We start from the raw sequence: 11,917 nt of genomic DNA on the forward strand, positions 1-11,917 counted from the left end.
CTATCCTTCGCGGACGACGATTATGGTGTCGCCCGGATTGACCATTTCGCCCTCGTCGACCTCAAAGGATTCGAGGATACCCGCGACATCGGATTGGATTTCGGTGAACTGCTTCATGATTTCGATGATGCCCACGGTCTGCCCGATTTGTATGGTGTCGCCTTCATTGGCGAACGGCTCCTTGCCGGGTCCGGGCTTGCGGTAAAAAACCCCGGGAAGGGGGGAAATGATGTTTGCCACGTGGTGCTCTCTTTCAGCGGGTTGGATGGAGCAGATTTAGCCGAGGACCCTGCGCACGGCGCTGGCCACAGCGGTTGAGTTGGGTGCGTCGGAGTGCACGCAGACGCTGCGGAACGGAATGTTCAGCTCGGTGCCGTCAACGGCGAGGACCGGGCCGCCGGCCAAGGCACGGCGAACGCGCTCGGCTGCGGCCTCGGGATCGGTGGGCGCCGGGCGGCGCTGAATCAGCAATTCCCCGGCAGGACCGTAGTTCAGGTCGACGTAGAGTTCGGGGATGAATTCGACGCCCATGGCCCGGCACACTGTTTCGTGGGCGGTACCGGCGAGACCGTAAAACGGCACCGCAAACTGCAAGGCGACTCCGGCGGCGGCCTGCATCAGATCCTCGTCACCGGCCAGCATTCCGTATAAGGCGCCATGCGGTTTGAGGTGGTTCAGCTCGAGCCCGTGCTTTCCCAGGAACCCCGTCAAGGCTCCGGTCTGGTACAGAATGATCGATTCCACCTCGTCAGGGCTGAGCACCATCCTGCGGCGCCCGAAGCCCACAACGTCCGGCAGCCCGGGGTGCGCACCGACGGCCACACCGTGCTCAGCGGCGAGAGCCACGGTCCGGTTCATGACGTCGGGATCGCCGGCGTGGTACCCGCAGGCGACGTTCGCGACGTCGATGATCCGCATGAGCTCCTCGTCGTTGCCGAACTCGTGGAGGCCCAAACCTTCGCCCATATCCGAATTCAACAACACGCGCCTGGAGGTGTCGGTAATCACGTTGGTTTGCATGGTGCAACGCTACTCAGCATCACCCGTCCGGGATACTGTGCAGTCCGCCGAATCCGGCACGCTGAATTATGCTGGACGCACTATGCAAAGGGCAGATGCCGCTGGGTCTGGAGGCCGTCATGATAATTTCTGACCTGCTTGACGATTCCGATCTCAAGATTCGCCTCCGCGTGCCGGGGGGCGAGGGCCGTCTCACACGGCCCATCACATGGTGCGCCCCCACGGAACATATGGACCCTACGCCCTTCCTTAGCGTCAACTCCCTGGTACTGACAACTGGCATGGGCTTGAACGTCAGGGACTTCCGGACATGGGACGCCTACGTGGAACGGTTGGTGTCCGTGCCCGTCTCCGGACTGGCCTTCGGCCTGGGAGCGGCGCACCGCGAGCTTCCGGCAGGCCTGCTCCAGGCCTGCGAGGTGCATGGGTTGCCGCTGATGGAGCTTCCCCCGGAGGTGCCGTTTGTGCTTGTGCTGCGGCACGTGGATCGGGTTATCGCCGCCGAGCGTTACGAGGAACTGCGGAAGGGCTGGGAACTGGCGGACGAATGCACCCGGTTGGCAGCCGACGGACACTCCCTGGCCGAGGTGCTCAAAAGCGTGGCGAACGCCGTCAACGCCAGAGTGGCGGTGATCGACCTGAACGCGTTCGAGCTTGTCTCCGCCGGAGAAACTCACGGCGGGACCGCGCGGACCACGCTGCGTCTGCCCAGCGGAGCATCCGAGCAATTCCGACTCGCCATCGAGGGCATCGGGAGTGATATGGTGCTGCAGCCAATTCTGGGCCCCGTGGCCGCTGTGATTGGCATGCAGCTCAGCTACACCCTTGCGTCACGATCGCCACTGCATTCGAGGGAAGCCGCGCGCTTCCTGGAGGCCCTCTACGCGGATCGCGGCGAGCCGTCCGAGCCCTTGCGCCGTTATGCAATCGAGTCCGGCTTCGATCCCGCCGGAGCCTGGAGCTTGGTGCTGATCGGCAGTTCAGAGGAAGTGGTCCCCGCCAAGCTGCGTGCCGTCGCGTGGCGCGCGCGGGTGGGTTTGCAGACGACGTTCAGCACGGTGAGGTTCATGGAGGAGGCCGGCCTCACGTCTCTATTGCTGCAGGACCGGCACGGACCGGCGGACCTGCTGGCCGCAGCGAGGGAATTCTTTCGCGATGCCCCGGAGCTGTCGGTTGTCGTCGGCGAGTCCGCTAACCTCAGCGAACTCCCGCTGACCCTTCAGCTCGCCCGCCGGCATGTGGGCCGGCCCGGCGTGTACCCTGCGCCGCCGGCCGATCTCGCCGGCATTGTGCAGGGGCTGCCCAGCCCGGGCCTGGTGGCCATGTGCCAGCGGCTCTTGGCCCCGTTGGCTTACGACGGCGCCGGCGCGCTCCGGGAAACCTTTGATGCCTACCTCCGCCACAGCGGGAGTTCTACAAAGATTTGCGAGGAGCTTTTCATTCATCGAAACACGCTCAGCTACCGGCTGCGGAAGATCGAAGACCTGCTGAAACTTGATCTCACCGACGGAGGTGTGCGCGCGACCTGCATGCTGGCCCTGGGCATCGTAGCCGCACCACATTGAGCGGAGCGACATTCGGGGCATGCGCCACCACCAAGAGGTTCCCACGCACACGGCGCCACCTCAGGCGCTGCTCTCCCGCACGCACAAGGTCGGCTTGAGAAGGACTGGTTCGGCGTGTTCGCCCTCAAGCACCCGCTTCAGGAGATGCATGGCGGTCCGTCCGATTTCCAGCATGGGGGAGCGGACCGAGGACAGCGGAATGGGGAGCTCCGCGGCCAGAGAGGTGTCGTTGAAACCCACGACCGCCACGTCACGGCCAACCGTCACGCCATGGGACCGCAGGGCGCCCATGGCGCCGATCGCAGCAAAATCATTGACTGCGAAAAAGGCGGTGGGGTGGGGGGCGGGGCCGGTCAGGATCGTTTCGGCGGCTTCCCGTCCCCCCGCCGTGTCGAACCGTGACCACACCACGGCTTCCTCTGGAATTCTGCCGCCCAGGGACCGCCACCGATCCACAAAACCGGCTGTCCGGTCAACGGCGGTGCTGGCGTAGGGTTCACCTGCGATCACGGCCACGGCCCTGTGACCCTTGCTCCACAGGTGCTCGGCCGCGAGCTGGCCGCCGAGGACATCGTCGCAAGTAGCCGACGGGTAACCGGGAACACGGCGGTTCATGAGGACGAAGGGAACCTTGCGTGCGGTCAACTCCCGCAACCGGCTGCCGTCCAGATGCGCATCGCCGATGATCAGCCCGTCCACCCGGCGGGCCAGCATCGTCTCCGTTTTCCGGCGTTGTTCCTGCGGGTCATCCCGGGAGTTCATGACAAACGTGGAATATCCGAGCTCAGCCGCGGCTTCTTCGATGCCCTCGTACATAATGGCCAGGACGAGGTCCGAGAGCCGGGGCACAATCACGCCCGTGAGACGGGTCCGCCGCGTCCGCAGGCCGGCGGCCTGGGGATTGGGGGAGTACCCCCGCTTTCGCGCGAGCTCACGCACCCGCTCGGCCGTCGCCACCGAGGCGGCCCCCCGGGCCACGTCAGAGCCCGAATGCAGGATCCTGGACACGGTCGAGGGATGGATGCCGAGCTCGTTCGCCAGGTCCTTCAGTGTGACTGTGCGGCCGTCGGCCGTAATTTCCTTCATTCGTTCCTCTGCTACAGCTTGAGAAGACGTCATCACCCTCAAGACTGCCCGAAAAAGCGCGAGCCGCTCGCCCTAAGACCCTTGACGGTGTTCCATGTCACATTTTATAGTCATTGCACCCCCCGTTACCCAATCGATTGGGTAGGTGCGGCGGGTGGCAGCGCGGGTACTGTTTACGCCGCCGAAACACCCAGTGTCACCGGGGTGAAACATTGCGAAGATACTTTTTTATCCGACAACCCAATCGATTGGGTAGCGACCCGGGCCGAGACCCGGGACTTACGGAGTGAAAATGACCGTCACAGATTCGGGCGGCACCCACGTGGTGCTGCTGGCCACGGGAGGAACAATCTCCTCCCGCGGCGCCGAAGCCGAAGGGGGAGCGGTGGCGTCGGACACAGGGGAGCAGGTGTTCGCCAGCATGGGCGTGCCCGCTGCCCATCAGGTCCGCGTGGTCGACGTCTTCCGCAAGGGCTCGTACATGCTGACAATCGATGACATGATCGCCATCTGCGCCAAAATCCGTGAAGTCCTCGACGACCCGCAGGTGCTGGGCGTCGTCGTCAGCCACGGCACAGACACCATGGAGGAGACGGCGTATCTGGCCGAGCTCACGCATGACGATCCCCGCCCCGTCGTCTTCACGGGCGCGCAGCAGCCGGCCGATTCCCCTACCCCCGATGGGCCAGGAAACCTTTCCCGGGCGATCGCCGTCGCTGGTTCCCCGGACTCCCGGGGCAAAGGGGTGCTGCTGGCGTTTGCCGGAACCATCTTCCCAGCGGCCGGAGTCCGGAAGTGCCACACAACAAGGCTCGACGCCTTCGCCAATCCGGATTTTGGCGTAGCCGGGTCGGTGAATGAAACCGGGGCAGTGACCATGAAGTTGGCACGGCCCGTCCTCGATTGCCTGCCGTTGCCGGTCGGCGGGCAGGGTTCGCCGCGAGTGGACCTCGTTGCCGCCCACCCCGGGGCGGATGGCACCCTATTGCGAAGTTCCCTTGGCGCCGGGGCGGCGGGCATCGTCCTCCAGGGGACCGGAACCGGCAACGCCAACCGAGCCATCTGCCAGGAGGTCGCAGCGGCCACCGCGGCCGGCGTCGTGGTGGTGACGAGCACCCGGGTGGAGGCGGGCCCTGTGGTGGCGATATATGGCGAAGGTGGCGGCGAGGACCTCCGCGCGGCAGGCGCCATATCCTCCGGGCTGCTCAGGCCGTCGCAGTCGCTGATCCTCCTCAGCGTGCTGCTCCGGCTCGGCACCCCCGCCGCCCGCATCGCGGAAACGTTCTCCCAACGCGGGGCGGCTCCGGACCCGACCGCCCTGAAACCTGCCCCTCCCGAAAACCCCAACAAAAAGAGCAGTGAAAGGTGGAACTCATGACCAAGGACATCCAAGTCGCGTTCGGCGTCGACGTCGACGCCGTAGCCGGAATGCTCGGCTCCTACGGAGGCGAAGACTCTCCGTGTGATATTTCCCGGGGCCTGTTCAGCGGGGAAGTCGGCGGCCCGCGCCTTATCCGCCTCTTTGAGAAGTACGGACTCCCGGCCACGTGGTTCGTGCCAGGCCACTCGATGGAAACTTTTCCGGAGCTTGTCCGGATGATCGTGGACGCCGGGCATGAAATCGGTGTGCACGGCTATTCACATGAAAACCCCATCGCCATGACCCGCGAGCAGGAGACCGCCATCCTGGACCGGTCCATTGAACTGATTGAAAAGGTCTCCGGCCGTCGTCCCACCGGCTACGTCGCTCCCTGGTGGGAATTCTCCCCGGTTACCAATGAAATCCTCCTCGAACGCGGCATCAAGTACGACCACTCGCTGATGCACCGTGACTTTGAGCCCTACTACGTCCGGGTCGGAGACAGCTGGAAGAAGATTGACTACACAAAAGACGCAGAGACCTGGATGGAGCCACTGATCCGCGGCAAGGAAACCGACCTCGTCGAAATTCCCGCGAACTGGTACCTCGATGACCTCCCTCCGATGATGTTCATCAAGGCTTCCCCGAACTCGCATGGCTTCGTCAGCCCCCGGGACATTGAACAGATGTGGCGCGACCAGTTCGATTGGGTCTATCGGGAAATGGACCAGGCCGTCTTCACCATGACCATCCACCCGGATGTTTCGGGCCGGCCCCAGGTCCTGCTCATGCTCGAGCGGTTGATCGAGCACATCAACTCCCACGAGGGCGTCAACTGGCGGACCTTCGACCAGATTGCCGATTCCTTCCTCGCCCGCAGCCCCCGAAAGGAAGTCCAGTAATGACCATCCAGGAACCCGCCGTCGACCTGACGCGGCCCAGGCCGGACGAGAAGCGCCGCTTCCCGGTCTTCACCAAACGAAACACCAGCACCGCAACCGTTCTGGCCCTCCTGGCCTGGACCATCGCCGTGTTCGACTACGGCCTGTTCGGGACTCTTCTGCCGGCCATGCAGGAAGAGTTCGGCTGGACGGCGCCCGAGGCCTACGCCATCAACACCTGGATCGCCGTCGGTACCGCGATTGTCTGCTTCGGCATCGGCCCCGTCATTGACCGGCTCGGCCGCCGCAAGGGCATGATGACCACCATTGGCGGCACAGCCGTCGTGTCCGGCCTGACGGCTCTGATTCCGACCGGCATTCCGTTCCTGAGCAACGGGCTGCTGGTCCTGATCCGTTCGTTCGGCGGGCTTGGATTCTCGGAACAGGCCGTCAATGCGACCTACATGAACGAGGTCTATCAGGTGACCGAAGTCGAGGATAAGCGCAAGCGCCCCGGCTTCCACTACTCCTTCATTCAGGGCGGCTGGCCGCTGGGCTTCCTGCTCGCCAGTGCCCTGGCGCTCGCTTTCCTTCCGTCTCTGGGCTGGCGTGCCCTGTACTTGATGGCTACCGTCCCGGCGGCAATCATCGTGTGGGTAATTGCCAAGAAGCTGAGGGAAACACCGCAATTTGAGTTGCACCACAAACTGACCCAGCTTGAAAAGGGCGGAGCACCCGAGGAAGCCCATGCCCTCGCGCACGCCTATGGTGTGGAGCACTCTTCCGCGGCTCCCCTGAAGCGGATCTGGGAACCCCACCTCCGCCGGAACACCATTGTGTTCTCCCTGGCCTGGATCGTGAACTTCTTCGGCATCACCATTTTCAGCGTTCTCGGCAGTTCAGTCCTGAAAAATGCGAAGGGTGTGGAGCTCTCAGACGCTTTCTGGATGCTGATTGTCATCAACCTGCTCGCATATTTCGGTTACGTTTTCCACGGGTGGCTCGGGGACAAGATCGGCCGTAAGTGGACCATCATCGGCGGCTGGATCATCTCCGGCATTTCCTTCACGGTCATGCTGAGCCCCATCGTCACCAGCCCGTTCATGATCATCCTCACCTACGGAACCGGACTGTTCTTCCTCGTCGGACCCTACGCAGCAATCCAGTACTTTATGGCCGAGTGCTACCCGGTAAGCTGTCGCGCCACCGGCACTGCGTTCATCGGCGCCATGAGCCAGCCTGGCACCATCATCGGCGGGGCAATCTTCACCGCTATTGCCGCCGGAAGCGGCACCGGCACCGCAGCAGTATGGGTAGGCGCGCTGGGAACCTTGGTCTCCGGCCTCCTCATGATCGCAGCGAAGCCGCCGGCCGAGGCTCTCATGGAGGACCACCCGCACGAGGTCGGAGCATGACCACCGGGACGAAGGTTGCGGTAGTCACCGGAGCGGCGAGCGGAATAGGTCGGGCCCTGGCGGTCCACTACGCCCGGCACGGCGTGCAGACGGTGATCGGCACCTTTCCCGGGGATCCGCACGACCCGGAAGAAACCCTGCGCCTGGTGCGCGATGCCGGCGGCCATGGAGTGGTCCACGAAGTGGATGTCCGTAACACCGCGTCCGTGGATGCCTTTGCCGCACGTGCGGTGCAGGAGTACGGCCGGCTGGACTACGCGGTGGCGAACGCTGGGATCCTGCGTAATTCGTCGCTGGGCGAGATGACCGATCAGCGGTGGGAGGACATGCTCGACGTCGACCTCACCGGCGTGCTGCGAACTCTCCGGGCCGGTTCGGCGAACATGACCGACGGCGGGGCGATGGTTGCGGTGTCCTCGATTGCCGGAGGCGTCTACGGGTGGGAGGAACATGCTCACTACGCCGCCGCCAAAGCCGGTGTGCTCGGGCTCATCCGCAGCGTGGCCGCGGAGTTGGGGCCGCGCGGTATCCGCGCCAATGCGGTCATCCCCGGGCTGATTGAGACACCGCAGTCCCTGGACCCGGTGAATTCCCTCGGGCCGGATGGCCTGCAGCGGGCCGGGCAGGACATCCCGTGGGGCAGGGTGGGCCGGCCCGAGGAGGTTGCCAGCGTGATCGGCTTTTTGACCTCCGATGATGCCGTCTATGTCACCGGCCAATCGATAATTGTCGACGGCGGTCTCACCATCAAAATGCGTGCCTAAGAAACCCGGGAAAGAAAGCATGAGTGACACTGACACTTTCAGAAGACCCTCGGGCAGGGCGGTGGTGGTCACGGGCGGGGCCAGCGGTATAGGCAAAGCCATCGCCGAAGCCTTTACCGCCAATGGCGACAGGGTGGCTGTCCTGGACCGGTCGGGTGGGGCGGGAAGCATCAAAGTCGACGTCTCGGATGAAGCGAGCGTAAAAGCGGCCTTCAGTGCCGCGCGGGCGCAGCTCGGCAGCATTGAAATCCTTGTCAACAGTGCAGGCTTGCTGACCGAATCCCGCCTGGAAGACATGACGTTGGCCATGTGGAACGAAACCGTTTCCGTGGACCTGACAGGCGTTTTCCTCTGCTGCCGGGAGGTGGTGGGGGAGATGCGCCAGCAGAAGTGGGGCCGCATTATCAACATCGCCTCCCAACTGGCCATCAAAGGCGGAACCGGGCTGAGCCACTACAGTGCCGCCAAGGCCGGGGTGGTCGGACTGACCAAGGCACTCGCTTTGGAAACCGCCGGCGACAACGTGCTGGTCAACAGCATCGCCCCGGGGCCGATCGAGACACCGCTGGTGGAGGGTATCTCTGAAGAGTGGAAAACCGCCAAACGTGCAGAACTCCCGCTGCTGCGCTTTGGGCTTCCCGCTGAGGTGGCACCCACCGCGGTGCTTCTTGCCAGCGACCCTGGCGGAAACCTTTATGTTGGCCAAACGTTGGGGCCCAACTCCGGCGACGTCATGCCCTAGAAGGGAAGGATTCCTATGTGTGGTGCCTGCGGACAAACCGTGGTGCGCGACCCGCTCCTGGGGCCGGTTCGAACGCTGCGGCAGCACCTCATCGTCGCCCAGACGGTCAACCAGGTCTGCCAACTCTGGGCGGGGGCCCCGAAGGTCACCGCAACCAGCGGCGGCTGGCTGGTGTCCTGGCCGACCGGCGCCACCGAGGCAGTCTCAACGGTGGACGCATTATGGACTGCGGTGCTGGGTGCCACCGCGGGAGCCCGGGGGCAGAATGACGCTCTGGATGCTCAGCCAGTCCCGGCGAGTGGGGCGGGCGACCTCCCGAACCGCGTGCTTGCCCTCGGGCGACGGCTGTCGCACCAACCAGCCACAGGATGACTTCGCACGACGACGGCTGGGATCCACGCCGTCGTCGTCCGCAGTCCCGCTGTGGTGCTGTGGGGACTGGTTCACGGCTGGCCGCACCGGCGTTTGGGGCCCGGAGTGCCTGGATCAGTTGGGGCTCGGAGTCCGTCCCTGCTGGGGATTGGGAAACGAACTCACGAATCGGGAGAGCTGTTCGCGCAGGATGTCCCATCCATCGAAGGTTGGCGGGAGCGCGGCTCTCTCCGCGTCGGTCGCTGCCAGGAGCGCCGCCTCGCCGCTGTCGGTTATTTCCACCTGGAACTGGCGGCGGTCATGCGGGTCGCGTTTCCTCGTTACAAGGCCCTCACCCTCCAGGCGCGTGAGCACACGGCCCAGCGTCTGGCTCTGCACGAAGACTGCTGCGGCGAGCTGTTCCTGGTTCAAGGGCCGGGGTGCCACGGCCTTGAGGGCGATGACCGCTGCCCGGGTCAGGCCCAACGGTGCAAGCGCGTCGTCGAAGCGACGTTGTACCAATCGGGCCGCAGTGGTGAGAAGCAGGTAGCCCTCCCGGACGTGGTCCTGGGGGTCGAGGGGCATCGAGGACGGCCTTCCGTAAGTGGAACGAAATTTAACAGGGAAGGCAGGTCAGGGACCGGCGTGAGCCGCTAGCCTGACCTGCCCCTGGGGCTAGCGGCGCGTGGTGTCGTCGCCGTCCGTTTCGATGTGTTCCTTGCGGACTTCCTCATCGACAGTTACCTCGTCGGTTACGGTTTCCGTGTCGAGGCGGACGCGTTCGACCGGGACCGTTTCCTTCTGGACTACCGGGCGCTCCTCATGGAGGACAATTTCATGCTCTTCCTCACTGATGCCGGGTCCCGACATTGCCTCCCCACGGTTCGCGTCCGTGATGGGTTCACGTTCGATCCGGACCTCTTCACGCTGTACCGGCACGGTCTGGGTGACATTCTCGGTGGTGACGTACTTGCGCAGGCGGACGCGGCCGGTGGCCTGCTTTTCCGTGCTGACGTTCAGGCGCTCCTCGGATCGCGTCATTGCATCGTCCGTGGTGGGGCCCGAGGTGTCGTGTCCTACAGTGCCGTGGCTGTTGCCGTGCGAAGCGGTGTCGTAGTCAGCGCCGCGTGTGTCGGTGTCCGGACCGGACACGGGGTCCGCGTAGCTCCGGGCATTGCCGTCGCCCAGGCCGTAGTGGGCATAGAGCCGGTCTTCCTCCGCCGGTTCGAGGTGTCCATCGGTCTCCACTCGGGGGGCGTCCTTGACCTGTTCCTTGGTGTAAGGGACAACGACGTCGCCCCCTTCAACGCGGGCTCCTTCCAGCGGGACAAAGGATTCCGAGGCGCCAAACAGCCCGGTCTTGGCAGTGACCCACGTAGGCTGACCGTTGTCGTCGTCTGCGTACACCTGTCCGATGGAACCGATTTTGTTCCCGTCGGAGGACAGAACGTTTCCATTGTGCTTCAGCAGGTCGTCGATATTTTCCTTGGCGAGCATGGTGTCTCCTTGGATCTGGTAATCGTTGGGGTAGCAGCCACTCCGTTTGGATTGCCGCATGACTACACCATAAGCATGCTTAGTAAGCACTTGGCAAGCCTGCTTAGTAATTTTTCTTTTCTGCCTTCGGGTCCGAAGCCCTCGCTCCGGAGCCGCACTGCCACGGGGTTCCGGGCCAGCGAAGCCGCAAAGCGGTTAGGGCTTGCGGAATGGACAATAAGTGTGCTTATCATTTGGGTAGTAACCGTGCTTACCAATTCACCGGCGCCGTGGTTCCCGAACCACTGGCAGGCCCTTCCTGAAAGAGAGCAACGATGACAGAGAACCAATGGCCCCAGACAACCCCGGCCGCCTCCGCTGGCGGGCACCACGTCGACACTGCGTCCACCAAGGACGCAGTGAAAGATGAAGCATCGGCAGTGGCAGGACACGCCGCAGGGGAAGCGAAGAACGTCGCTGGCACCGCCAAAGCAGAGGCCGCCAACGTCGCGACCGAGGCAAAGTCCAACGCCCTTGACCTGCTGCACCAGGCGAAGTCGGATCTGACGGATCAGGCCGGCACACAGCAGCAGAAGGCCGCCGAGGGGATACACGCCATCTCCTCGCAGCTAAACACCATGGCCGACGCCTCTGAAGAGCCCGGTGTTGCAGCGGACCTCGTTCGCCAGGCAGCAGACCGGACCCGGTCCGTGGCCACTTGGCTCGAGAACCGGGATCCGGGATCTGTCATGGAAGACGTCAAGTCCTTCGCCCGCCAGCGTCCCGGCACCTTTTTGATGATCGCAGCCGGCGCAGGAATCCTTGCCGGCCGATTGGGGCGAAGCCTGCAGGCCGGCGCCCCCGACGTGCAGCGGTCTCCCTCGGCCTCGCCACGCCTGACCGCTTCCGCTGCGGTACCCGCCCACCAGGAGACGGTCATCGTTGCAGGCTCCGGCGACCGGTTCTTCGACGAGCCGGTCCTTCCCGGCACTGCCGGTCCGGTCTCCACCCAGAAGCTGCCGTCCGGGACGTCTGCCGACACCGCCCTGCGGGACGAAGTACCCTTCCCGAACCGAGAAGGTGGCCAGCTGTGAGCCACGAAGTACCTGAGGTGCCTTCGACGCCGGCGCAGGCGAAGGCTGAGTCGTCGTCGTTGGGTGAGTTGTTGGGTGATGTGACCCGGGATATGTCGACGTTGATGCGGCAGGAAGTTGAGCTCGCGAAGGTTGAGTTGAAGCAGTCCGCTTCCCGTGCGGG

The 11,917-nt window shown here is 64.1% G+C and carries 14 protein-coding genes; 9 read left to right on the forward strand and 5 right to left on the reverse strand.

Translation table 11 applies throughout. From position 1 onward, the window contains the following. Both RCH15_RS08845 and pxpA read right to left on the reverse strand, forming a co-directional pair. Positions 1–240, reverse strand: coding sequence for an acetyl-CoA carboxylase (locus tag RCH15_RS08845; protein ID WP_326960114.1), 240 nt, complete (start codon positions 238–240; stop codon positions 1–3). Between the two features lie 36 nt (positions 241–276). Further along, entirely contained in the window at positions 277–1,020 is a 744-nt protein-coding gene (gene pxpA / locus RCH15_RS08850; protein ID WP_326960116.1) for a 5-oxoprolinase subunit PxpA, read from the reverse strand. A gap of 119 nt (positions 1,021–1,139) precedes the next feature. On the opposite strand from pxpA, the gene RCH15_RS08855 reads away from it, so the two are divergent. Next, a complete protein-coding gene (locus RCH15_RS08855) occupies positions 1,140–2,585 on the forward strand; it encodes a PucR family transcriptional regulator (protein WP_326960118.1) in 1,446 nt (481 codons plus the stop codon). A gap of 60 nt (positions 2,586–2,645) precedes the next feature. Here RCH15_RS08855 and RCH15_RS08860 read toward each other — a convergent pair whose 3' ends face one another. Then, entirely contained in the window at positions 2,646–3,671 is a 1,026-nt protein-coding gene (locus tag RCH15_RS08860) for a LacI family DNA-binding transcriptional regulator (RefSeq protein ID WP_326960120.1), read from the reverse strand. A gap of 292 nt (positions 3,672–3,963) precedes the next feature. Here RCH15_RS08860 and RCH15_RS08865 point away from each other — a divergent pair, with 292 nt between their 5' ends. Genes RCH15_RS08865 through RCH15_RS08890 form a run of 6 tightly spaced genes read left to right on the forward strand, consistent with a single transcriptional unit; the run spans position 3,964 to position 9,205 of the window. Next, the gene (locus RCH15_RS08865) at positions 3,964–5,049 is read left to right on the forward strand and encodes an asparaginase (protein ID WP_326960122.1); all 1,086 of its coding nucleotides are present in this window, start codon (positions 3,964–3,966) and stop codon (positions 5,047–5,049) included. Continuing rightward, positions 5,046–5,933, forward strand: a complete 888-nt coding sequence (locus RCH15_RS08870; RefSeq protein WP_326960124.1) for a polysaccharide deacetylase family protein — start codon at positions 5,046–5,048, stop codon at positions 5,931–5,933. The genes RCH15_RS08865 and RCH15_RS08870 overlap by 4 nt, the downstream gene beginning before the upstream one ends. Next, complete coding sequence (locus tag RCH15_RS08875) at positions 5,933–7,327, forward strand: MFS transporter (RefSeq protein ID WP_326960125.1); 1,395 nt, start codon at positions 5,933–5,935, stop codon at positions 7,325–7,327. The genes RCH15_RS08870 and RCH15_RS08875 overlap by 1 nt, the downstream gene beginning before the upstream one ends. Then, positions 7,324–8,091, forward strand: a complete 768-nt coding sequence (locus RCH15_RS08880; protein ID WP_326960127.1) for an SDR family NAD(P)-dependent oxidoreductase — start codon at positions 7,324–7,326, stop codon at positions 8,089–8,091. Before RCH15_RS08875 ends, RCH15_RS08880 begins: the two co-directional genes overlap by 4 nt. A gap of 19 nt (positions 8,092–8,110) precedes the next feature. Next, positions 8,111–8,833, forward strand: a complete 723-nt coding sequence (locus tag RCH15_RS08885) for an SDR family NAD(P)-dependent oxidoreductase (protein WP_326960129.1) — start codon at positions 8,111–8,113, stop codon at positions 8,831–8,833. 15 nt (positions 8,834–8,848) lie between these two features. Continuing rightward, on the forward strand, positions 8,849–9,205 hold the full coding sequence (locus tag RCH15_RS08890) for a hypothetical protein (RefSeq protein ID WP_326960131.1): 357 nt from the start codon (positions 8,849–8,851) through the stop codon (positions 9,203–9,205). 114 nt (positions 9,206–9,319) lie between these two features. On the opposite strand, the gene RCH15_RS08895 is transcribed toward RCH15_RS08890, so the two are convergent. Together RCH15_RS08895 and RCH15_RS08900 are read right to left on the reverse strand one after the other, a co-directional pair. Continuing rightward, entirely contained in the window at positions 9,320–9,769 is a 450-nt protein-coding gene (locus RCH15_RS08895) for a MarR family winged helix-turn-helix transcriptional regulator (protein ID WP_326960133.1), read from the reverse strand. A 90-nt stretch (positions 9,770–9,859) separates the two neighbouring features. Beyond that, a complete protein-coding gene (locus RCH15_RS08900; protein WP_326960144.1) occupies positions 9,860–10,681 on the reverse strand; it encodes a PRC and DUF2382 domain-containing protein in 822 nt (273 codons plus the stop codon). A gap of 314 nt (positions 10,682–10,995) precedes the next feature. Between RCH15_RS08900 and RCH15_RS08905 the strand changes: the two genes are divergently transcribed. Both RCH15_RS08905 and RCH15_RS08910 read left to right on the forward strand, forming a co-directional pair. Next, positions 10,996–11,754 carry a hypothetical protein gene (locus RCH15_RS08905; RefSeq protein ID WP_326960135.1) on the forward strand — a complete coding sequence of 253 codons (759 nt, stop codon included), beginning with the start codon at positions 10,996–10,998 and terminating at the stop codon, positions 11,752–11,754. Continuing rightward, the coding region (locus RCH15_RS08910; protein WP_326960145.1) for a phage holin family protein at positions 11,751–11,917 on the forward strand (167 nt) is incomplete at its 3' end. The genes RCH15_RS08905 and RCH15_RS08910, both read left to right, overlap by 4 nt.

The sequence above is a fragment of the Arthrobacter sp. MP_M4 genome (genome assembly GCF_035984855.1).
Lineage (GTDB): Bacteria > Actinomycetota > Actinomycetes > Actinomycetales > Micrococcaceae > Arthrobacter.